Here is a 23,917-nt window from a genome sequence, read left to right as displayed (position 1 = left end):
CCCTCTTAATCATTTTTATTTGCTTCTTTATTATTTTTAAAGAGGACTTCCAGTAGGGTTTTGTATCCTGCGACAATACCAAAGGCTAAGCCGATAAAGGTGAACCAAGGCGCAGTTCTGCCGTCAAAAACCTTTTGATCAAGCAGTATTCCACCACCAAAACCAAGAACAATACAAGCGACAAAGGTAAAACCCACATGACCGTAGTTTGCAAGCAACTGAACAAACTCATTTTTTGCGTTAGACATTGATCCACCTCCTAAAGAGGTATAGATTTTTTCTATAGAACTTTTTCCTACCATGGCCCCTATTGAAAGTCAATGATTTTTCATGCATTTTTCAATAGAGAAAATGACTTTTCTGTCTCTAATAGCGCTCTTTTTAGATCTGCATCGCTATGAGTGCTTGACATGAAAGAGCACTCAAATTGAGACGGGGCAAGGTAAATACCTGAATCAAGCATCTGCCTGTAGTGCCTTCCATAAAGTCCGGTATCTGCCTTCATTGCTGTTTCAAAGTCAGTGACAGGCGTCGCAGTAAAAAATGAGGTCATCACTGAACCTACCCGATTAAGTTGCATAGGTAGCCCAACTCTCCCGGCCACCTCAAGCAAACCATCGGCATAGGCCGCGGATTTTTGGTTCAAGTCCTCATAGAATCCATCCTGCTGAAGCAACTTCAGAGCAGCCTTACCAGCAGCCATGGCAAGAGGATTTCCCGAGAGTGTGCCCGCCTGATAGACAGGACCGTCTGGGGCAACACTGTTCATAATATCGGCCTTACCACCATAGGCACCAACGGGCAGGCCTCCGCCAATAATCTTACCGAGACAGGTCAAATCCGGAGTAACCCCATAATATTGTTGAGCACCACCGTAGGAGAGTCTAAAGCCTGTGATAACCTCGTCAAAGATCAAAACAATGCCCTCTTCTGCGGTAATTTCTCGCAGTTTTTGCAGAAATCCCGGAGCTGGCGGCACACAACCCATATTGCCGGCAACAGGTTCAACTATAACACAGGCAATATTCAAATCGGCATCACGCAGGGTTGTCTCCAGGGCCTCAACACTATTGTAGGGAATTGAGATGGTGTTTTTAACAATATCCTCTGGCACACCGGGACTACCGGGAATACCAAGGGTCAGGACACCGGAACCGGCCTTAACTAAAAAAGAATCGGCATGACCATGATAACAGCCATCAAATTTAACAATAACATTTTTACCTGTATAGCCACGGGCAAGGCGAACCGCACTCATGGTCGCCTCGGTACCAGAGCTGACAAAACGCACCTTCTCAATGGACGGCACAGCCTCAACAACCATGGAGGCGAGATCAACCTCAGAACTGGTCGGGGCACCATAACTGGTGCCATACACCGCCGCATCCTGTATGGCTTTGATTATATCCGGATGGGCATGCCCCATGATCATTGGCCCCCAGGAGTTGACAAAATCAAGGTACTTTTGCCCATCAGCATCGTAAATATAACTCCCCTCGGCGCGCTCTATAAAGAGTGGGTCACAACCAACAGAGAGACAGGCTCGAACAGGACTGTTTACCCCACCGGGGATAACTTTTTTGGCTTCTGCAAATAATTTTTTTGATTTCAACGACTCCATACTATCTCCTCACCATACCCAAAAAAGGACACGGAATTTTTATTCTTTTGAATTAAAAAACTTTAGGACAAAATACAACGCTCAACATATCACGCCACAGTTTTTTCTTTTACTCCAGGCCCTGCACTTGATTTTCTTGTCAAGAATGAGCAGGGTAGGAATTTGTACAGGGTTAAAAATAAAGCACAAACTTTCACAATTACTTGCCTATTTCAGCTCTTCACTATTTACTTGTAAGAGAAAGGATGAAAAGGTAAAATCGTCTATATTTTTAATATTTCAGCTTTTTATATAAAAATTACACACACTCATTTAACCAAAACAAGGAGAACACAATGGCATCAGAAAAAGTCCAGCAGGTTAATGATGGAGATTTTGATACATTAATCAGCTCAGGCCAACCAACTTTGGTTGATTTTTGGGCCCCATGGTGTGGTCCCTGCAAGGCAATTGGCCCTGTCATTGAAGACCTCGCTAACGAATTTGATGGAAAAGTCACCATTGCCAAGATGAACGTTGATGACAACCCTAACACTCCTGGCAAATATGGCATTAGGGCAATCCCAACCATCATTCTCTTCAAAGATGGCGAGGCCATAGATCAGCTCACCGGCGCAGTTGGTAAAACACAGTTGGTTGATCTCTGCAACAAGGCTCTATAAAATCCATTTATTCACTCTGTCCTGAACAAAGGTAATCCTCTGCCCAGGACAGAGATGTTCTTTTTCCTTTAGCAAGTGATTTTCCTATGGAACAAACTACACATTACGAATTGGTAATACTCGGCGGCGGGCCAGCTGGTTTATCCGCAGGACTCTACGCAGCCCGGGCTCGCCTTAACCATGTGCTGATTGAACGAGGTGCACACGGCGGACAGGTACTTCTTACCGACTGGATTGATAACTACCCTGGCTTTCCCGACGGAATTTCCGGCTTTGATCTTATTGAAAAGATGTCTGCCCAGGCCAAGAGATTTGATCTCAACAGCCTTATGGCGGAGGTCCTCTCCGTCAACCTCGATGATCCAAAGAAAAAATCCCTCAAACTCGATAATGGCCAGACAATTACCTTCGACACCTTGGTCATCTGTACCGGTGCCCGGGCAAATTCCCTCAAGGTGCCTGGAGAAGAAGAGATGCGAGGCAAGGGTGTCTCCTATTGTGGCACATGCGATGCGCCGTTTTACAGAAATATGGAGGTTGCCGTTGTTGGTGGTGGAAACACCGCAATTCAGGAGGCTGAATATCTGACAAAGTTTGCTAGCAAGGTAACGGTTATCCACAGGCGCGAAGAACTACGGGCGACAAAGGTCCTGCAGGAATCTGCCCTGGCCAATGAGAAACTTGAGTTCATCTGGAACTCTCAAGTGACGGCCATTGAAGGCGAAAACGGTGTTGAAAGAATCCAGCTGATCGATAAAGATGGTAATAAATCAACCCTTAATGCCCATGGCATCTTCATTTTTGTGGGTATTACTCCCCTAAACAGCTGCCTGCCCCTTGAAAAGCTACAGGCCGACAAATGGGGTTTTATCCCCGTTGACATCGAGACCCGTACATCGGTTCCCGGTGTTATGGCAGCAGGAGATATCATTAGCAAAGATGTCCGTCAGGTAATTAACGCGGCGGGTGAAGGTGCTGTAGCTGTACTGGCTGCCGAAGAATACCTCAACAACCTCAAGTGATTCTTTTCGTCTTCCTGCAAGTAGCCTGATCGCCGGAAGACGAAAACAGCCATCATAGACCAATCCCTCTTGGAATAAAAAATGAACGGAATACATTTTGTGAGAAAATCTCTGCACAGCTTTGCCATCATTATCATTGCCATGTCTCTTCTAGGTGGTTGCGCCGACATGAAATCAATGTTTGATATCACCTACGAAAAACCTGACCTTGAATTTCCTGCTAACGACCTGATCATAAAAGGTATGGAAGATTACAATGTCGGAAAATATTTTGGCGCTATCTCCTATTTTCAAGAAATTCTTGAAAAATACCCATTTAGCCCCGAAGCCCCACTTGCAGAGCTCAAGGCTGCCGACTGTAATTACTATATGGATAAATACCCCGAAGCCCTTGCTCAATATCAGGATTTTGAGGATCGTCACCCAACTAATGAGGCGATTCCCTACGTCATGTACCAAAAGGGCATGTCTAATTACAAACAAATTGATCGTATTGACCGGGACCCCATTGTTGCCCGCAGGGCTGTCGATTTCTTCAGCCAACTACTCAGGGCATTCCCCAATTCGCCCTATACTACCAACGCCAGAAAAAATATTGCAGAGGCAATTTCATTCCTGGCAGATCATGAATTTGCCGTCATTGAATTTTATCTGAGAACAGAAAAATACGAACAGGCAGAGACCCGCTTGGAATACCTTATCACCGCCTACCCAAATACCAATGTAATCCCCAAGGCAGAGAAGATTCTGGCAGAAATACAGGCTGGCAATCCACCGCGTCGCCCTCTTTTCTCTTGGTTTCCTGACTTTAAGTTGCCCGATTGGACTAAGGTCGCCGACGATGAGGACAATACGATTAACACCGAGCCCAATCGCTAAAGACTCCTACGACAAAGCCAGTCTGAGAGGAGGGGGGGCCTAAGCCGCCCCCTCTTCTCTTAAGGCAATGACTGGACTCATCCACCAGAACCCTTCTCCACACGATAAGAGCACACCATGAACCCTCATCTCCTCACTGAAATACTCGGTCTCTTGCAGGATGGTACAAATAGCCTTGAGCAAACCCTCAAAGAGCTGAAAGATTTCCCCGCAGAACGGGTCAAAGATGCCTGCATCGACCATCAGAGAGAAATACGAACGGGCATCCCCGAGGTGATATACGGCGCAGCAAAAAGTGTTGAACAGATCATAACCATTGCCAGGGCCCAGATAGCGACAGGCGGGCCTGTTATCGCCACTCGAGTAGAGAGAGAGAAGGCAAAACAGGTACAGCTGGTTCTACCCGAATGCCACTATCATGAGCGGGCATCCATGCTGACCTGTCTTGAAAGAAGAGCTACAGCTCCTTCTTTTCGAGGAGAGGCTCTCATCCTCTGCGCCGGCACCTCGGACATCCCCGTGGCCGAAGAGGCACGAGTCACCCTGGAGGCACTTGGCTCTCCGGTTAAAACCATCTATGACATTGGCATAGCAGGACTCCATCGCCTCCTTCTCCACAGAGAGGTAATCTCCCAGGCATCTGTTATTATTGTCGTTGCAGGCATGGAGGGGGCCCTGGCAAGCGTTGTCGGCGGTCTCTGCACTGCCCCCATTATTGGCGTTCCCACCTCCGTGGGATACGGAGCAAGTTTTGGCGGCGTATCTGCCCTCCTTACCATGCTCAATAGCTGTGCACCTGGCCTTGCCGTGGTCAACATAGACAACGGCTTTGGCGCTGCCTGCATGGCCTTTTCCATCAACAGGCAAAACCCCACGGGATGACCGCCTCTTTACCACGGAGAAACAGACAGATAAGCTTTGTCCTGTCTGGTCATTTCCCATTTTCCCTCAAACACCTCAGAAACAAAATCCCAAGGGCACAGTTTCTCTCGATATTTTTTAGTCATAAACTTGCAAGATTTAGGCTTTAGAGTATAATCGTAAGGTTTGGAGAATCATTCTAGATCGCTCATTATTGTTGCGTGCCTGTTGCGCATACCCCCCATGGTATGACAAGGTATAAGTGGTTTCTTTCACTTATGCATGACGCCAAATATAAAAAAGAAATCCGCAAGGTTACCGATGAAATCGAAATTAAAAATTAAACTTGTCCTCCTTTTTTGCCTGGTCTGCATGTCTGGTATCACGCTCATGCCCTCCTTCTATTCTTCAACGCCTGATTGGTGGAAGAAATATATGGCACCTGAAGGACTGAGGTTAGGACTTGATCTTCAGGGTGGCATGCATCTCGTCCTCAAGGTCAACCTGCCCAAGGCTGAAGAAAATGCCCTCCAGTTTGCAGCCAACGACCTCAAGGACACCCTGGCAGAAGAGTCTATAAGTGCCGTACGCACCCCCTCGGGCCAAGCAGACACCATTGTCTTCACCCTGCCCAACGCCAGCGCAATAGGCAAAGTAAAAACTATCATCGACAGTGAATTCCCTAACATCAATGTTCGCATTGATAACAAGGAGGGCTCTTTTCCCCGCATAGCCCTTACTCTCACCCAAGAGAAGAAAGATTTTATTTACGATAATGCCGTCAACCAGTCTCTTGAGATCATCAGAAACCGTATCGATCAATTTGGTGTTGCCGAACCTGTTATCATCCGCCAGGGCAACGATGAGATCGTCATCCAACTTCCCGGGGTCAAGGATCCAAAACGAGCACTTAAACTCCTCGGCGATACAGCTCAACTTGAATTTAAAGTAGTTTCCGACACCCCAGGTGTTAATCTCAGACAGATCATCAACCAGGCCCGGGATACAAAGAAGTGGCAGGATGGTGAGGATACAGTAAAGCTTAATCGCGCTATTGAATCTCTTCTGCCCGAAGGGACTTCAATTTATTTTGAAAAAGACATAGACCCTAAAACAGGCAAAGAGATCGTCACCCCCCTATTGCTTGAAAACAAGGTTTTGATGACCGGTGACATGATCAAAGATGCCCAGGTACGTATTGGCGGCACCTTTAACGAACCCTATGTCAGTCTGGACATGACAGGTCGTGGCGGCCGAGTCTTTGCCAAAATCACCGAACAGAATGTTGGGCGTAGAATGGCCATTGTCCTGGATAATGTTGTTCGCTCTGCCCCCGTTATCAGGGAACGAATTATCGGCGGGTCCGCGCAAATTTCAGGCTCCTTCAGCCACGAAGATGCGGCCGATCTGGCCATTGTCCTCCGTGTTGGAGCCCTGCCTGCACCGGTTGATATTATCCAAAATGTCACAGTAGGCGCAAGTCTTGGCCAGGACTCTATTAACAAGGGTCTCTACTCTGGTCTCTTTGGCACCCTGTTGGTCTTGATCTTCATGGCCATCTACTACCGTCTCTCCGGTGTTATAGCCAACACAGCCCTCTTCCTCAATATCCTCCTCCTCTTCACCGGGCTTGCCATTCTCAATGCCACCCTTACCCTACCGGGCATTGCAGGTATCATTCTCTCCATTGGTATGGCCGTCGATTCCAACGTCCTCATCTTTGAACGAATGCGTGATGAGTACACCCTCGGAAAATCTGTACGGGCAAGTATTAATGCAGGATTCGATAAGGCCTTCTGGACCATTGTCGATTCCCAGGTAACAACACTTATTACAGCAATGGCCCTCTTCCTCTTTGGAACAGGCCCAATTAAAGGTTTTGCCATTACCCTCTCCCTGGGTATTATCTTCAACCTCTTCACAGCGCTCTTCTTTTCACGCACCATGTTTGAAACAATCAACTCCATCAGACCAATGAAGACCCTGAAATTCATGGAGCTGGTGAAGAGACCATCAATTGACTATCTCAGCCTGCGTAAGATCTCCTTTACCATATCTACTGTCATGGTGATCATTGGCCTTTTTGCCGTTATTCAAATTGGCCGTGGTGCCGCCAACCTTGGTGTTGATTTCTCCGGTGGTTCATTATTGCAGTACAAGGTAAGCAGTGACTTTTCCATGTCTGAAGTACGTAATGCCTTCAAAGGTACCCCTCTTGAAGGAGCAAACCTGCAGGAGGTAGAGAACGAACATCAGCTCATGATCAAGTTGAAAAAGTCCGATGAGACCGTTGCCAACTTGAGCGAACAAGCTGATAAGATTCTCGGTAGCAAAATAACCGATAAGACCTTCACCCTTGAAAGCCAATCTGAAATCGGTTCATCGGTCAGTGCCGTATTACGAGACAAGGCAATCCTCGCCATCGTCATATCCATGGTTGGTGTTATTCTCTACCTCGCCCTGCGATTTGACTTTCGTTTTGGACTTGCGGCAGCCGCTGCAACCTTCCACGATGTTTTAGTGGTACTCGGTCTTTGCTGGCTGATGAATATAGAGATCACCCTGCTTATTGTCACGGCCCTGCTAACCCTGGCAGGCTACTCGCTTAATGACTCCGTTGTTGTCTTTGATCGTATTCGAGAAAACACCCAAAAAGCCGATAAACACGACTCTTTTTTCTCTATCATTAACAACAGTGTAAATCAGGTTATCAGTCGAACAATTATTGTTTCCCTGACCACGGTTCTCGTCCTCCTTGTTCTTTTCCTTATGGGTGGCCCGGTAATTCACGATTTTTCCTTTACCCTGCTTATTGGTATCATCGTTGGAACCTACTCCTCTATCTTTATTGCAAGTCCTCTGTTAACCATAAAGAAAAAGGCTTAGGTTACTCTTTTAACAATGCCCCTCCTGCCAGCAGAAGTCCTAGCAGGAGGGGCCATATTTATAAGCACAGCTTCCTGCCTACCCAGTTGCTAGCAGAAAAGCCTCCACGGATTACAACCCATCCCCTAACTCAACGCATAAATCAATACCCCGGTGATAGCCCATGCTCAAGCTTGTTATCTTTGACTGCGACGGAGTGATGTTCGACTCCAAAAATCTCAACAAAAGCTACTATAATTATCTCCTCGACCAACTTGGCCACCCCCCCATGGATGAGGACGAGCTTAACTATGTCCATGCCGCAAATGTGACAAACGCCCTCAAACACATCTTTCGCAACTATCCAGAGCAGTCAATGCAAGAGATAGAAGGACTACGGGCAAACACCGACTACAGCTCCTTCCTCCGTCATATGAACATGGAAAAAGACCTACCGGTTTTCCTGGAGACAATCAAAGACCGTTTTCACCTAGCCATATCGACCAATAGAAGTGAAACAATGGAGACCCTGTTAGAGAGCTACGGGCTGAAAAAATATTTTGGCAAGGTCATGACAGCTGTTAACTCAAAACGGCCCAAACCTGCTGCCGATGGCATGTTGGAAATATTAGAACATTTTGGGTGTAAGCCTGAGGAGGCTATTCATATTGGAGATACAACTATGGATGAGCAACAGGCTGCCAGTGCCGGAGTTCCTCTTATTGCCTTTAGAAACAAGGATCTCAATGCGAATTTTCACGTGGATAACTTCTTGGATATCTTAGAATTGGCCCCATTCAAAGAGTAGAGAGCGGCCTGATGAACAGGGCTTTTCAAAAAATCGCAGCTAAGTCCCGACTGCAAGACCCCTGAGGTTCTGCCTCATCGACCTGTTGAATGCCCTCCAGCAAAATCGACATGAAATCACCGATTACCGGTGATTTCATATCCTCCTGACTAAGCCCTGTGGTGAATCGATAACGTCCTTTTTTTTCAACTAAAATTGCAAAGAAGGCCTCTTTTCCAACCAAGCCCTTATAGAGGGCGCGCACTACACTCCCCTCAAGAAAAAAAACACTTGCCTGCCCTCCGCGCAGGGCCAGAAAGAGCATGCCCGTTTTTTGATTCATATGGAAAATTTGCAATAGTTCCGCGGCAGCAATCGTATCAAGACGCCCGGACATGCAGGACTGCAAATCACGGGATCGCTCCGCATTACTGCGGGCTAATCTCTGGGCCATAAGTTTTGCCATAAATAACTGCACTGCAGGCTTAGCAAAAACCAACTCGGCAAAATCGCTACTGCCTATGGCAAGTAATCTACTTGCCCGACTAGACCGTATAGTTGAGACGGCAAGGTCTGCTCCCAAATAACTCATCTCACCACAAATATCTCCTGCGGAAAATCGTCCCAGGATAAAACCTCCATCTTCCACAAGAAGCTCTCCCTCAAGCAGGAGATAGAGAGAGGAGTTGCGCTTTCCCTTTTGCATAAGCACCGCTCCAGAACAAAGCTCAACAAATTTAAACTTCTCTAAAATGCCATCAAGGCCATCTACAGAGAGGGCACGGAGAAAGGGACTATTTATATCAAACCCATAGGCACCTTCAATGATCCGTTCCAGACTCACACCTAGCGGAACAAGATCTACGTCTCTTTTTTCCCTGCACTCAATAATTTTATATTTTATTAAGCCAACACAACCGCTACAATTAAAGACAAGACCCTCTGTTTCAGAACGAGACTGCCCCCTGAGCTGAAACAAGAGCTCTATCAGATTTCGAACTAAAATTAAACATGCATCTTTCCCGGCAGGAGAAGAAAAACTCTTTTCTGATAAGAAAAATTGCTCCCCTTTTGCATAGATGGGACAATTTTTTTGCTCAATTATTCGAAAGAAAAGTGGTTTTTTAAGCATAATTCTCACTGGGACGAGGTAGAAGAGAGAGAGACCCTGCCTCAGCACCTCTATTAAAATAGAACAATAGTAAAATTGCATTTACTGATAGTATTTATTATAGCAACCAATATAGCTATGCTAAACACGTAAAAATTTTACATTATCGGGTAATTATGTCAGTTGCAAGGCCACAAGAGGATGAGACAATTAAAGAGCTGATCGCCTATTTTACAGATCATCAATTTATCACGGTTACCCCTCACAGCCCTACAAACGGCAAGGAGGCAGAGGTCAGCTATCAACTGACAGGACTCATTGAGGATAAAGAGAAAATCAGCCTATCGCAACATCATGCCATATTACTCTCAATCCCCTTTGGTTTCCCACTTTTCCCACCCAACTGCAAACCACTGACCCCAACCTTCCACCCAGATTTTGATCCTGGGGCAATTTGTCTTGGCAATTTTTGGACCGACAAAACAACATGTGCCGAACTGGTTGAATTTATATCTCGGATGATAACAGGTGAGGTCTACTCAAAAGAAAATGCCTTCAATGAAAGAGCGGCTCAATGGTATGCTGCTCACGCCGACAACTTTCCCCTGGCAGAGCTAGCGCAAACAGCCATAGCCCCGAGCCTTCCAGAGGTAAGAGAGGACGACTTTTCAATAAACTTTGACGCCATCTCTCTGGAATCAAGCCCCACAGACGAGGGGCAGGCCACAACTCCAGATAAAGAGAGGGGATATAATCTCTCTCTCCTCCAAGAATACCTGGCCCAAAAACGATTCAACCAACTCAACAGAGAACTACAGGCAATTCCCACCGAATCAACCTTTAATGAACGTCGTTCATTTCAACAGAGAGCTGACAAGGCTCTTCTCGTCGCCCAGAAAAAGCAGAAAGAGGCCCGCCTCCATGAAGAAAATGGCGAAACGCAGAGCGCCTTGGATAAGTATCGCCAAGCCCTTGAAGAAGTCTCTGATCTTTACGATGTTAAGGATAATATTAAGCGTCTCGAACAGGCAATTATTCTTGAAGGAAAAAAGGCGAAGAATCCCCTGCCAACAAAAGAGAGTAAAAAACAAAATATCCTTGGCAGAATATCGCCTCTGCCCACCCTTATCCTCTTCGCGATTATCTCAGCAATCATCGCCTTACAATTTTTTAAGGATACGGGGAGAGCCACATCGGCAACAGGACTCTATCAACAGTGCATAACGGCCCTTGAACGAAAAGAGTTTAGAACAGCACAGGCTCTCTGTGAAAGTGCCCAGGTAAAAAGTTCAGCCTCTTCCCTTTTCTACGGTAAAAAGCTCTCTAGCATAGAGGCCAAGAGCAAAGAGATACTCCTCTCTGCCCAGATCAGGCAAGGACTAACTGCTAATCTCTCTAATAAAAAAGGGCAAGACAAAAAATCTCAGGAAAAAATTATTACCTTTAGTACCGTCATAGCTCAGGTACAAACGGCCATAACAAACAGGGATTGGCCCAAAACAAATGCAGGATTACGCCAAGCAAGATCAATTGCCAAAACGGATAAAGAAAAAAAAATTCTGCTTCAGACAAAAGCAGAGATAAGCTTTTACCAGGCCCATGAGAGGGCCCTGACTGAATATAAGAGAAATGGCTGTAAATCGGCTGAACCCCTGCTGCAAACTGCCCAGAAGAAAGCCCAGACATTAGTTGGATCAGCAATTGAGCACGCCTTGCAGGATATAAGGTTTAGCCTCAAAGAATGCGCCTTTCAGCAACTCACGGAGAAGGGGGAGAAACTCTACAAAACTGCAAGCTGGGCCCAGGCCCTCCCGATCTACCGCGATGCCTTGGAAAAAATAAAAGACAATCCCCTGGCCAAGCAGAACTCCGCAGCAGAAACAGAAAACAAAATCAGTAAAATAGCACTCTACATAATGATTGCTCAGGGAAATGAAGCCTTTACCAATGGAGAGTGGGAGCAGGCCATTGCCGCCTACAAGAGGGCTATAACCAATCTTGAAGGCAAAGGTCTCTCGGATCCAGAAGAAGACAGTGCCATGAGCAGCAAAAAACTGAAAAGAATTATACTGCAAACAGAGATCATCCAAAATCAACAGGTCGGTGAAAACTACAAAGAGGCTAAACTCTTTGCCCAGGCAATAAAAACATACCAACACATTGCCAAGACTATCAAGCAAAGCGCCTTTGCCGAGGAGACCGCCTTTATTCAAATACAAGAGGAGATGAGTTCAGACCTGAAGATGCTAAAGAATGAACAATTTGTGGAAGAAAAAAGAGTGGCTCTGCAGAGGCAGCAAATAGATATTTTCCTGGAAAATTACCCCGCAGCTACCCCAGAGACGCTACTGGCCCCCAAGATCCTATTTATTAAGGATGAAGCAGGAAAACTCATTTACAGAATGGAGGCAACAGATACTTCACAGAATCGCCCACTAACCCTTGTCATGTACTATGCATACAACAAAGCCACAGATCAGTGGCAATTTGCTCCTCGCCCAGAGGCCGACTAGAACCTCTGGATACTCTGACCTACCCTTAAATCAAAAAGCGGAACTCACCCTTGCCAAGTAGCTTATGCAGATTGAGAAGACCAACTAACCGCATCTCCTCGCTAACCACGGGAAGAACAGTCACTTCATGCTGTTGCATTATGCTCAGAGCATCAGCAGCAAGCACCCCGTCACCAATGGTAAGTGGATGCTTAGTCATCAGATCCGCGGCACACAGCCCCTCCAGGGCCTCTGCATCGAGGACATAACGGCGAACATCGCCATCGGTAATAATTCCTGCGAGCATTCCTGTATCAGCTACCACCAGAACAGCTCCAACATTTTTACTGTTCAGCTCCGCTAGGGCAGCAATGGCATCTTGGTCAGGCGCCACCATGGGCATATCACTACCGGTAATCATCACCTCAGCAACCTTCACCTTAAGACGCTCGCCCAGGGAACCACCGGGGTGATTGAATCTAAAATCCTCAGCCTTAAACTGCTTACGATTAAGCAAAACAACGCCTAGGGCATCTCCTAAGGCCATGGTTGCGGTGGTCGATGTGGTGGGGGCAAGCCCAAGTGGACAGGCCTCGGCAGGAATTCGTATATTAAGAAAAATATCCGATGCCATGGCCAAGGTGGATTTTGCCCCTCCCGTCATACCAATAATAGTGTTGCCACGAGCCTTTAAACTTCTGAGTAGACCATTAAGCTCAGCCGTTTCACCTGAATAGGAGATTGCCAAAACGACATCCGTTGCCATCACCATCCCCAGGTCGCCATGCAGGGCCTCAACGGGATGAAGAAAAAAAGAACTTGTACCTATACTGTTAAGGGTCGCCGATATTTTCTGACCGACAATACCTGATTTACCAATCCCCGTGATTACCAGCCGAGTGGGGCAGTTAACAATAGCCTCAACGGCGGCAAGAAACTCTTCACCAATATTTTCACGAACGGCAGCAAGCCCCTGTTCCTCTATTTCCAATACCTTTTTCGCTGCTTCTATAGACATATGTTTCACCAAGAAAAAATCATTTCAATCACTATAGATATCCACACTCCATCTCTTCATAACAGGACACCTCTCTTTATTGATACCACAGAGGATCTTATATCGCATTAATTATCGTTTTTGCGTTTTTCTCCTTTTATTATCCTAAAAACCTTGCGCCATTATGTATAGTGGGTATTTTCTGTACGACTATTTCAAGAAGCAATAGATGCTTTACATATGTAACAAAAGGAGACTTTTTATGTCAAATTACCTGTTTACATCAGAATCTGTATCAGAAGGCCATCCTGACAAGGTGGCCGATCAAATTTCCGATGCTATTCTTGATGCTATTTTAGAGCAAGATCCACAGGCACGAGTTGCCTGCGAGACCCTCGTTACCACCGGTATGGCACTTATCGCCGGTGAAATTACCACCTCAGCCTGGGTTGATATGCCCGAGGTAGTACGCAACACTATTAAAGAGATTGGCTACAACTCATCGGAGATGGGCTTCGACTGGCAATCATGCGCTGTCATGACCACTATTGACAAGCAGTCACCCGATATCGCCCAAGGCGTTAATGAGGGTGCAGGTATTGACCTTGATCAGGGAGCAGGCGATCAGGGCTTGATGTTTGGTTATGCCAGCAATGAAACCGATGTCCTCATGCCCATGCCCATTACCCTGGCCCACAGACTTACCCGTAGACAGGCTCAGGTACGCAAAAGCAGCATTCTCCCCTGGCTCAGACCCGATGCCAAGAGCCAGGTAACCATTGAGTATGAGAACAAGATACCCAAAAGAATTGACGCTGTTGTCCTCTCTACCCAGCACGATGAATCTATCAGTTACAACGATCTGAAAGAGGCGGTAATGGAGGAGATTATCAAGCCGACCCTGCCCGCTGATATGATTGACGCCAACACCAAGTTCTTCATTAACCCCACGGGCCGTTTTGTTATTGGAGGCCCGGTTGGTGACTGCGGCCTTACCGGTCGTAAGATTATCGTCGATACCTACGGAGGCAAGGCCCTGCACGGTGGTGGTGCCTTCTCAGGAAAGGATCCATCCAAGGTTGATAGATCATCTGCATACTATGGTCGCTATGTCGCCAAAAACCTGGTGGCAGCTGGTATTGCCAGCGAACTTCAGATACAGGTTGCCTACGCCATTGGTATAGCCCAGCCTGTTTCCATCAACGTCAATAGCTTTGGCACAGGAAGAATCTCTGATGCGGCAATTAAAGAGCTTATTCTAGGAAACTTCGATCTTCGTCCCAAGGCCATCGTTCAGCAACTTGACCTACTCCGCCCAATTTATCGCCAGACAGCAGCCTACGGCCACTTTGGACGTAGTGATGTAGAGTTCCCTTGGGAACGTACAGATAAGATAGAGGAGTTAAAGAGTGCTGCAGGACTCTAGGAGGACAAGCCTAGAAATCTGACCGCTATAAGGGCACTGGCTCAAGGCATTGAGCTAGTGCTCTCCCTCACGGCAAGAGTTGAACACAGTGACATAACCCTATACAATTTCGATGGACAGCTATTACGCTCTGACAAGCTGTACATCACCAGAGAGCACCTCATGTCGCTCTCCACTCGCATCTCTTATATAAAGTTGGCCACTACTACTTACCCCCTCTGCAATGCCCTCAACGCTTTCTCCCGCCATGGTCAGCCAGCAGGATTTTCTCCCCGCCAGCATATCCCTCTGTCGCCATTGCGATAGAATAGAGGAAAAATTTCCGCTAAAAAACTCGTCGACCTGGGCCAAAATCTGCTCATAAACAGAGTTGAAAACATGGTCTATGCAGAGTTCCTCTCCTGTGATCGAAAATAAGGATCCTGCCCGACCTGCAACTTCAGCATCAAACTCCTCTTGCCGGGTATTCACATTAATGCCAATACCCGCAATCAGATAATCTGAGCGAGGATTAGTTCCAAGGACAGATTCACAGAGTATTCCTGCACACTTCCCCACCCCTTTATAGTAGACATCATTGGGCCACTTCAGCTGGAAGGATTTTGCCGTGAGAAACTCCAGAGAGAGGGCCACAGCAAGCCCTGTTACCAGGGTAAGTTTATGGTACTCTGTACGCGGTAGCTGTTGTGGTCGGATAATAATGGAACAGTAGAGTCCTGTTCCCCTAATAGACTGCCACTGCTTACCTAAACGCCCCCGCCCTGCCGTTTGGTTTTCAGCAATAATGGCAGAGCCATGGTCTGCCCCGGCCCGGGCATACTCCTTGGCAAGAATATTGGTCGAAGCAGTTTCTGCTATTCTAATAATCTGAGACATTTTTCCCTTCCATAAAAAAAGGGCCCATAGAGATAACTCTCCATGGGCCCTTCCTGAATCATAACAAACTCAAAAAGAGTCTATCAGCCTTCTTCGTTCTTAATTCTCTCTGGTACACCGTACATGGTGGTTGATCCAGAAGACCAGAACATAAGACGTTGCTCACGAACTAATTCGTTACAAATATTCTTCATAACACGTGGCTTGGTCTCAGGGTCACATTTGTAGAAATCTTTGATGTAAAGCTGTGGCTTTGGAGACTTCTGAGCCTTCTCTACGATCACGTTTTTGAGTTCGTCGACATCCATGGGCATGATAACCCTCCTTTAGCGATTGAAAAAGTAAAACCCCAACGGGCAAAATGCCCATCGGGGAACTATCAATCATATTAATTCAGACTACTTGGTATAACTGGCAGTATGGCTGGTGTACTTGAACTGAGTAGTTGTACGCCATGAGTCATAAGCAAGACGATAATCGTCGATGCTCTTGTCTGTGAATGGAATTTCACAAACTTCGAAGAATTTTTCCCAACCAATTCTTTCGGCCCACTCGCCAAGACGCTCGTATTTGTTTGCACCAGCTGCATATGCTTCAAGAATACCCTTGATAGCATTAACAACTTCTGGCCAACGAGGAGTGTTGTTTGGCAAGAAAGGAATAACAAGCTTGGAGAACTTAGGTGCCTGACGTGAGTTAGATACCTTTCCACCAACCAAGATTGCAATACCATCACCATCTGGATCAGCCAGTGGCATAGCAGGACACATGGTGTAACAGTTACCACAGAACATACAGCGCTCTACGTTAACTTTTACGGTCTTGATCTCTTTTCCATTAACCACTGCTTTCGCAGGCTTAACAGCACCAAGAGGACAAGATGAAATAGCAAGCGGAAGCTCACATACACCAGAAATACGGGTGTGATCGATCATAGGTGGCTTACGGTGAACACCGAGAATAGCGATGTCAGACGCGTGAACAGCACCACACATGTTCAAACAACATGCAAGCGCGATACGACACTGTGCAGGAAGAACTTGAGATGTGAAATACTCAAAAAGCTCATCCATAACTGCTTTAACAACACCAGAGGCATCGGTAGCAGGAGTATGACAGTGAGCCCAACCCTGGGTGTGAACAATGTTAGTTACACCAGCACCGGTACCACCAACAGGGAACTTGTTGCCACGGCTTGCAAGATCGTCAAGAAGAGGTTGAACCTTCTCTTTGGCGTCTACCATGAACTCAACGTTGTTACGAGTGGTGAAACGAAGGTGTCCGTCACAATGGGCATCAGCGATGTCACAAAGCTCACGAACGTGCTCGATAGAAATAAGACGAGCAGAACCTACACGCACGGTATAAACCTCAGCGCCAGTTTCAGATTTGTGCATCAAAACGCCAGCCTGAAGAATCTCGTGCCAGAGCCATTTGCCCTTATTTTCCCGAATTACTTGAGGGAAAAATTGTTCATAATGTGGTGGACCAAGGTCAGAGAGTCGGCCGTCCATTGGCTTATCAGGATTATAACCCATGATAAATCTCCTTTTATATTTTATGTTAGACAGATTAAAAAGTCGTATTAAGCTGCGTGGCGAGCACGGAACTCTTGTACGTCACGCTCAAAACCACCTTCAACCTCTTCTTCATTCCAGAAAACGTATGGATTTTCTCGAGGGTATTTCACATGCTGTGGAAGTGCTTCAACACCAACAGCTCTCAAGAAGGTTGGAAGACCAACGCGTTGCATGGTTTCGCCAACACGCTCACGGTTCTTTCCAATTTCCATCCACCAGTCCCAGATAGACTCGATGAACTCGATGAGCTCTTCGAAATCGTTATCTTTGGTTACTGGAATAAAAGGAAGAATCAAGGTAGCAAACTGGGCACCATCAAGAATTGGAGCCTTAGCACCAACACAGATAGACGCACCACCTTGAGCACCTGGACGAAGAGCACGAGGCATAACGTTGATGCAATGCATACAACGGGTACACTCGGCGTCATCAATCTTCAATTCGCCATCTTCCATCCACATACAGTTGGTTGGGCAGAGGTCGATAACTTCTTTTTGGATATCAAATGCATCCCATTCGCGACCGATGAAAGCACCACCGTTTGCTGGGAATTCATTTGCCATATATCCTTTAACGGCAGCCTGGTCGATACGAATATCATCTTTCCAGGTGCCGATAACGGCCACATCTGAACGAGCGATAGCGGCAACGCAATCGTTTGGACAACCGGAGAACTTGAATTTGAACTTATATGGAAAAGCAGGACGATGAATCTCATCCTGATAATGCATGGTCAAACTATGACAAGCTTCCTGAGTATCGTAACATGCCCACTCGCAACGAGAAGTTCCGAGACAACATGCAGGAGTACGAAGGTTAGAACCAGAACCACCAAGATCCTGTCCCATTTCGTGGGTAAGGTCCCAGAAAAAAGGCTCAAGATTCTCTGTTCGAGTTCCAAGAAGAATAACATCACCAGTAGAGCCATGGAAGTTGGTCATACCAGAACCATGCTTCTCCCAAAGGTTCATCAACTGACGAAGATTCTTTGAAGTGTAATATTTAGAAGATGGCTGAGCAACACGAATAGTGTGAAAGTGCTCAACACCTGGAAAACGCTCAGGTACATCCGCATAACGACCAACGATACCACCACCGTATCCAAAAACACCAACGATTCCGCCGTGCTTCCAGTGAGTGATTCTCTCTTTGAAAGACAGTTCCAAGATACCGAGGATATCCCAACACTCGGGCTTCTTCTCAGCTTGGCGTTTAATGTCAGTTACAAAGCTCGGCCACGGGCCACTCTCCAACTGATCCAACAAGGGCGTCTCATGTTTTGCCATGATTTCCTCCTTTGAATTACTGTTTAGACTACTACCTTCACCAAATATGATACGTTCTTATAGCTCTAATCCCTCACCAAATCAATCGTTTTGATGCAAGGAATAAGCGAATATTCAAAAAACAAACCTTTCTATACCACTAAAAGACAAAAAGACATATTTAAATCGCAATCATGCCAATCAAAGCGGCAGAATAATTGCGTCACTCTTTTTTGTCAACAAAAAACCTAGAGAAAGCACCGAGCCAACCTAACTTATACGCCCCTTTGAACTTCATTAAGAAAAGCAGATTCTATCCCGTGAAAACCCTCTTCTTCACCCCCGATTTCACGTAAAAATCTCTTGGCAAGCTCCTTACCCAACTGCACACCCTCCTGATCAAAGGAGTTTATATTCCAGGCAAAGCCCTGAAAGACAATTTTTGCCTCATAGCAGGCAAGCAGGCTTCCCATAACATAGGGGGTGAGCTTTTTTGCAAAGAGCAGACAACTTGGTCTGTTTCCCGCAAAAAACTTATTGAGATTCTGATCTTTTTTACCGCAGGCAAGGGCCACCATCTGGGCAAAGAGATTGGCTAGAAGCTTTTGCTGTGAGGTGCAGCCCTGCACCTCTATATCCTTACCACGTTGCGACTCAGAAAATCCAATAAACTCAATGGGTACCGGCGAGGTTCCCTGATAGATATGCTGAAAAAAAGCATGTTGGCTGTTGCTCCCCGTCTCTCCCCAAATAATCGGCCCCGTCTTCCCCTGCACAGCCCGCCCCTGCCGGTCAACGGACTTACCATTACTCTCCATATCGCACTGCTGTAAATGAGCAGGAAAACGATACAGTGCCTGAGAATAGGGAATAATCGCCAAACTGGAAAGATCGAGGAAATTTCGGTTCCAAATCCCTATAAGGGCCATAAGAAGAGGAATATTTTTTAGAATATCAACCTCATCGGCAGAGTTATCCATATTAGCGGCCCCACGCAAAAAGGCCATTACCTGCTCAAAACCGAGGGTAAAGCCAAGCAGGACACAACCCACCATGGAGGTGGTACTGTAGCGACCGCCGATACAATCATAGAGATAAAAGGAGGCCAGATAAGAATCAGGATCATCCATGGGCGACCCCTCACCGGTGATAGAAATACAGTGTCGAGCCGAATCATAACCATTTTCCAAGAGAGCTCGACGAACAAAGGCCTCGTTGGTCACCGTCTCAAGGGTTGAACCACTCTTGGAGACAATATTAAAAATGGTTTTGCCAAGGTCAAGATCGGCCAGGGCCATGGAGACATCGTCGGGATCAACATTAGAGATAAAGGCTGCCCTTCTGCCGACAATAGTATAGGATTTCAGGGCCTCATATACGGCCCGGGGACCCAAATCAGAGCCACCTATACCCACCTGAACAATGGTAGTAAAGGCCTCTCCCGCCTCGTTAACAATCTCACCGGCATCAAGGGCATCAAGAAAGTGAGAGAGTTTTTCCAATTCCCTTTTGGCCCTTGAGTTCATTGATGCTTCCGCTGGCTCCCCCGAAAAGAGATCACGGGTAGCAGTGTGTAGCACCCGGCGATTCTCACTAACAAATCCATCTATTTTGTTCATGACGGCGCCGGTTCGCATTGCCCTGTACTGAGAGACAAGCTGGCACTCATCGGCCACCGCCTGCAGGCCGGCAAGCACCCTGTCATCCACCTGCTCCGTTGCATAGAAGAGTTTAAAGGCCTGACCTGCAACCTGATATCGCTGCAGACGATTATCTGCCTGCAGGGCCCCCGGCTGAGTTAGATCATAGGGGCTTTGAGCAAGCTCTGATAATTTTTCAAATGCACAGGTCTCCTGTATACTTTTATAACTTGCAAACATCCGCTCTCCCCAAAAACTATTTTTCCCTTCGCTTGGTAAGGCCAACTGCTGCCAATTTCTTCAATTCGGCAATAGTCTCTGAGTAATCAGAGCTCCCATAAACGGCTGATCCTGCGACAAAGATGTTTGCCCCGGCTTCGGTGGCATCGGCAATGGTTGCGGCATTGATACCACCATCTATCTCAATGCCAATTTCCAAGCCAAGGCTCTGAATACGTTGATGAAGCTGCCAGCTCTTCTCCAGGGTAGAGGGGATAAAAGACTGACCGCCAAACCCGGGATTAACACTCATCAGCATGACAAGATCGAGATCCTCCAGGATAAAGTCAAGGGAGGCAAGTGAGGTTGCAGGGTTCAGCACAGCTCCTGCCTTTGCCCCCAACTCCTTAATCCGACTGACCGTTCTATGCAGATGGGTACAGGTCTCTACATGCACCGTCACCCAGTCAGCACCGGCCTTAACAAAACTATCAACATACCTATCCGCATCACTGATCATCAGATGCACATCAAGAACCTTATCGGTAACCCGCCGCGCCGCCTCAACCACCAGAGGGCCTATGGTAATATTAGGCACGAAATGTCCATCCATGACATCTATATGAATAACTTCTGCACCAGCCCTATCGACGGCCTCTATCTCCTCGCCCAAACGAGTGAAATCAGCAGAAAGAATCGATGGTGCTATTTTTATACTTTGCATATCCTGTTCCCTCTATCCGGCATAAAACAAAAATGCCCTTATTTTTCAAAATGTTATGATCTTTTATCTTCATACTCTACGTACCATATTTCCCGGCAAAATCTCAATCAAGTCTTCAAGTTCAAGCAACAATAACTCCTCTGCCACTTTTTTTGCTGAAAGTTTCGACTCTACCATAAGCTCTTCTTGGGAAGAAGGATAGACATCCAAGAGATCCAAAATCTGCTGGCCCGCCTCCGACGGCAGGCTCGCCTCACCCTTCTGCCCACCCTGCCCGACACGGAGAGGAAATGGAAATTCTTCTAAAATATCAGTGACATCATGAACAAGCTTTGCCCCCTGCTGCAGGAGGATGTGAGTCCCGGCGCTTTTAACCGAGTCGATCTGACCCGGTACGGCAAACACCTCTCTATTAAAATCAAGGGCAAGCTGGGCAGTAATAAGAGAGCCTGATTTCCTTGCTGCCTCCACCACCAAAACACCATCGCTCATACCGGCAATAATCCTATTCCGGGCCGGAAAACGAAAGCCATCGGGTCGGGTCCCCAGAGGATATTCAGTAATAACAAGACCTTCCCCAGCAATGATTTTATAGAGTTTTTTATTCTGATAGGGATAGACAATATCAAGGCCACAGCCAAGTACAGCAATAGTCTTACCGGAAACAGCCAAAGCCCCCTCATGGGCCGCCGTATCAACGCCAAGGGCAAGGCCAGAAACAACCGTCAGGCCGGCAAGAGAGACCGCCGAGGAAAGATTATGGGCAACTCGTCTGCCATACGAGGTCGATGCCCGAGCCCCGACAATGGCAAGGGCATGAGTATTCAAGAGGGAGAGATCACCGGATGCATAGAGAACAGGAGGAGGATCAAAAATTTGTTTAAGGTTCTCAGGATAGAGAGGAGATGAAAACGAAATGGCCAACAGGCCAAGAGCATCTAATCTGCCAAGCTCTTCTGCCGCAGAAAGACGAAGAGACTGGGGATCGGCAAAACCTGCTAGCTGCCCCTCTCTAAGACCTGCAACAGATCGAATTTGAGCAAGAGATGCGTCCAACACCCTGCTTGGATGATGATAAAACTCAATAAGTCGCCAAAAACCGCGCACTCCCAGCCCCGAAGCAGAGCAGAGGGGCAATCCCAATCAACAAGACCATCCATCATCCAACCTCCCCACAGTTCCGCCCTAATCGGTCATGAAAACCTTCAGATCACCGCAACGGGATGGATGCTTTAATTTAGAGATTGCCTGCGCCTCGATTTGCCTGATTCTTTCCCGAGTCACATTAAAACAACGTCCAACCTCTTCCAGGGTATACTCCCGCTTTTCAAGGATGCCATAACGCATCTTCAACACCTTCTCCTCACGGGGAGAAAGAGAGGAGAGCACCTGACTGAGACACTCCTTAAGGCTTGCCACCATGGCAAAGCCATCAGGGCCGAGACAATTTTTATCAACAATAAAATCACCTAAATACGTCTCGCCATCATCACCCACCGGCGTGTCGAGCGAAATAGCATCTTTGGCAATTTTCAAAGCAGACTTAACCTTGTCAACCTCCGTCCCGAGTTGACCTGCCACCTCTTCCACGGACGGTTCCCGATGTTCCTCCAGATAAAAATCCTTTGACACACGAAGCATTCGGTTAATCGTCTCAATCATATGCACGGGCAACCTGATCGTTCTCCCCTGATCGGCAATGCCACGAGTAATAGATTGGCGAATCCACCAGGTCGCATAGGTACTGAATTTAAAACCACGACGGTAATCAAATTTTTCCACAGCCTTCATCAAACCAATATTACCCTCCTGGATAAGATCAGAAAATTGCAGACCTCTATTAACAAAACGCTTGGACACCGAAATCACTAGACGAAGATTGGCCCGCACCAAGGCCTCCTTGGCCTCTTTGCTTATAAAACGACCCTCTTCAACTTCTTTTAACAGTTCATTAAGACTTTGTAGACTACTGCCCGATTCGCGAATAAACTGCAGATCAACCAACCGCTCAAGCTCTTCCGGGCTCCGCATCTCCTCCTCCGGCAAGTCTCCTTCCCCGGCAATAAGCTCAACAAAAATTTTACGAAATCGCTTAGAGAGATCCTCGGCTGCCTGGGCGACCATGTTGACATACTCAGAAGAGAGCACCCTATCTTCAAACAGCTCAGCTATCTGCTTTCCACATTGCAAAATATTAAAGAGTAGCTTCTCCCTGGCATCTGCGCTCAGAGATGGGGAAAGATATTTCTTAAGATACTTCTTCCGTTGCCCATCAAGCCCCACACAGGTCTGCCAATTGGCAAGGAAGACATCACACGCCTCTGCAATAACATCAAATTGAGCATCGGGAATACCTCCGACAAAGAGAGATATTTTACCAGGGTTTTCTACAATAGTTTCTTTCATCTGGAGAAGAATTGGCATGGCAAGGGTGGACTGTAAAACAGCAAACTGCACCTGTTTTTTCCCCTTTTCAATAGTCTGAGCGAGTTTTCGCTCATCATCATACTTAAGAAGCTTCAGGCTCCCCATCTCCCGCATATAAATATTCATGGAGTCTGCGGCTGCCGTCGAATCACCCTGCTTTCTCTGCGAAGAAGAAATACGGCGCTTAGGGGCTCGGACTCCTTCCTTCAACAAATCAGAACCTGCTACTAAGGGCTCTCCAAGCACAGGAGAAGATTTTTTCTGCTTCGTTAAGGCCAGGGGAACAATAGTTTTATCCAATGAAAATTCACCGCTCACCCTACACTCACCAACACCGGCCAATGATTCTTTCCCTATGGTCATCTAAGCACTCCGAGTTATAAGAAAAAAGTCAAAACATCGCTCCCTCACGCAAATAAGAAACAAAACCTAAAACACAATTTATATCAAAATATCAAACGAA

At 46.7% G+C, this 23,917-nt stretch carries 20 protein-coding genes; 8 read left to right on the top strand and 12 right to left on the bottom strand.

The window, feature by feature from the left end; all coding sequences use genetic code 11:
• Positions 1-5: 5 nt before the first annotated feature.
• The gene (locus DP_RS04145; protein ID WP_049785003.1) at positions 6-248 is read right to left on the bottom strand and encodes an AtpZ/AtpI family protein; all 243 of its coding nucleotides are present in this window, start codon (positions 246-248) and stop codon (positions 6-8) included.
• 80 nt (positions 249-328) lie between these two features.
• Entirely contained in the window at positions 329-1,621 is a 1,293-nt protein-coding gene (gene hemL, locus DP_RS04140) for a glutamate-1-semialdehyde 2,1-aminomutase (RefSeq protein WP_011188057.1), read from the bottom strand.
• Between the two features lie 335 nt (positions 1,622-1,956).
• Between hemL and trxA the strand changes: the two genes are divergently transcribed.
• From trxA to DP_RS04110, 6 genes are all read left to right on the top strand, one after another.
• Positions 1,957-2,283 (top strand): thioredoxin, encoded by a 327-nt coding sequence (gene trxA, locus DP_RS04135; RefSeq protein ID WP_011188055.1) that lies wholly within the window; start codon positions 1,957-1,959, stop codon positions 2,281-2,283.
• Between the two features lie 86 nt (positions 2,284-2,369).
• Entirely contained in the window at positions 2,370-3,305 is a 936-nt protein-coding gene (trxB, locus tag DP_RS04130) for a thioredoxin-disulfide reductase (RefSeq protein ID WP_011188054.1), read from the top strand.
• Positions 3,306-3,386: 81 nt separating this feature from the next.
• Positions 3,387-4,184 carry an outer membrane protein assembly factor BamD gene (locus DP_RS04125; RefSeq protein WP_011188053.1) on the top strand — a complete coding sequence of 266 codons (798 nt, stop codon included), beginning with the start codon at positions 3,387-3,389 and terminating at the stop codon, positions 4,182-4,184.
• Positions 4,185-4,301: 117 nt separating this feature from the next.
• The gene (larB, locus tag DP_RS04120) at positions 4,302-5,066 is read left to right on the top strand and encodes a nickel pincer cofactor biosynthesis protein LarB (protein WP_011188052.1); all 765 of its coding nucleotides are present in this window, start codon (positions 4,302-4,304) and stop codon (positions 5,064-5,066) included.
• Between the two features lie 261 nt (positions 5,067-5,327).
• Positions 5,328-7,931, top strand: a complete 2,604-nt coding sequence (locus tag DP_RS04115) for a protein translocase subunit SecDF (RefSeq protein WP_011188051.1) — start codon at positions 5,328-5,330, stop codon at positions 7,929-7,931.
• A gap of 163 nt (positions 7,932-8,094) precedes the next feature.
• A complete protein-coding gene (locus DP_RS04110; RefSeq protein WP_011188050.1) occupies positions 8,095-8,718 on the top strand; it encodes an HAD family hydrolase in 624 nt (207 codons plus the stop codon).
• A gap of 25 nt (positions 8,719-8,743) precedes the next feature.
• Here DP_RS04110 and DP_RS04105 read toward each other — a convergent pair whose 3' ends face one another.
• Entirely contained in the window at positions 8,744-9,829 is a 1,086-nt protein-coding gene (locus tag DP_RS04105) for a DUF4388 domain-containing protein (protein WP_162096626.1), read from the bottom strand.
• 155 nt (positions 9,830-9,984) lie between these two features.
• Between DP_RS04105 and DP_RS04100 the strand changes: the two genes are divergently transcribed.
• Complete coding sequence (locus DP_RS04100; RefSeq protein WP_011188048.1) at positions 9,985-12,321, top strand: ubiquitin-conjugating enzyme E2; 2,337 nt, start codon at positions 9,985-9,987, stop codon at positions 12,319-12,321.
• A 25-nt stretch (positions 12,322-12,346) separates the two neighbouring features.
• Here DP_RS04100 and DP_RS04095 read toward each other — a convergent pair whose 3' ends face one another.
• Positions 12,347-13,318 carry a KpsF/GutQ family sugar-phosphate isomerase gene (locus tag DP_RS04095; RefSeq protein ID WP_041277608.1) on the bottom strand — a complete coding sequence of 324 codons (972 nt, stop codon included), beginning with the start codon at positions 13,316-13,318 and terminating at the stop codon, positions 12,347-12,349.
• 241 nt (positions 13,319-13,559) lie between these two features.
• On the opposite strand from DP_RS04095, the gene metK reads away from it, so the two are divergent.
• Positions 13,560-14,723, top strand: a complete 1,164-nt coding sequence (gene metK / locus DP_RS04090) for a methionine adenosyltransferase (RefSeq protein ID WP_011188046.1) — start codon at positions 13,560-13,562, stop codon at positions 14,721-14,723.
• Positions 14,724-14,846: 123 nt separating this feature from the next.
• Here the strand turns inward: metK and DP_RS04085 are convergent, their stop codons facing one another.
• The 8 genes from DP_RS04085 to DP_RS16630 form a co-directional block, all read right to left on the bottom strand.
• Entirely contained in the window at positions 14,847-15,599 is a 753-nt protein-coding gene (locus DP_RS04085; RefSeq protein ID WP_011188045.1) for a biotin--[acetyl-CoA-carboxylase] ligase, read from the bottom strand.
• Positions 15,600-15,682: 83 nt separating this feature from the next.
• A complete protein-coding gene (locus DP_RS04080; protein WP_011188044.1) occupies positions 15,683-15,913 on the bottom strand; it encodes a dissimilatory sulfite reductase D family protein in 231 nt (76 codons plus the stop codon).
• A gap of 84 nt (positions 15,914-15,997) precedes the next feature.
• Positions 15,998-17,137, bottom strand: a complete 1,140-nt coding sequence (gene dsrB, locus DP_RS04075) for a dissimilatory-type sulfite reductase subunit beta (RefSeq protein ID WP_011188043.1) — start codon at positions 17,135-17,137, stop codon at positions 15,998-16,000.
• A gap of 47 nt (positions 17,138-17,184) precedes the next feature.
• Complete coding sequence (gene dsrA, locus DP_RS04070) at positions 17,185-18,465, bottom strand: dissimilatory-type sulfite reductase subunit alpha (protein ID WP_011188042.1); 1,281 nt, start codon at positions 18,463-18,465, stop codon at positions 17,185-17,187.
• A 254-nt stretch (positions 18,466-18,719) separates the two neighbouring features.
• Positions 18,720-20,324, bottom strand: a complete 1,605-nt coding sequence (locus DP_RS04065) for a glucose-6-phosphate isomerase (RefSeq protein ID WP_041277607.1) — start codon at positions 20,322-20,324, stop codon at positions 18,720-18,722.
• Between the two features lie 16 nt (positions 20,325-20,340).
• On the bottom strand, positions 20,341-21,027 hold the full coding sequence (rpe, locus tag DP_RS04060) for a ribulose-phosphate 3-epimerase (protein ID WP_011188040.1): 687 nt from the start codon (positions 21,025-21,027) through the stop codon (positions 20,341-20,343).
• Positions 21,028-21,096: 69 nt separating this feature from the next.
• Positions 21,097-22,134 carry a DNA-processing protein DprA gene (gene dprA / locus DP_RS04055; RefSeq protein WP_162096625.1) on the bottom strand — a complete coding sequence of 346 codons (1,038 nt, stop codon included), beginning with the start codon at positions 22,132-22,134 and terminating at the stop codon, positions 21,097-21,099.
• Between the two features lie 78 nt (positions 22,135-22,212).
• Positions 22,213-23,817: a sigma-70 family RNA polymerase sigma factor gene (locus DP_RS16630; RefSeq protein ID WP_011188038.1), complete on the bottom strand. Its 1,605-nt coding sequence runs from the start codon at positions 23,815-23,817 to the stop codon at positions 22,213-22,215.
• Between the last annotated feature and the right edge of the window lie 100 nt (positions 23,818-23,917).

It is taken from the genome of Desulfotalea psychrophila LSv54, assembly GCF_000025945.1.
Classification (GTDB): Bacteria; Desulfobacterota; Desulfobulbia; order Desulfobulbales; family Desulfocapsaceae; genus Desulfotalea; species Desulfotalea psychrophila.
This window is presented reverse-complemented; position numbering and strand designations above follow the sequence as displayed.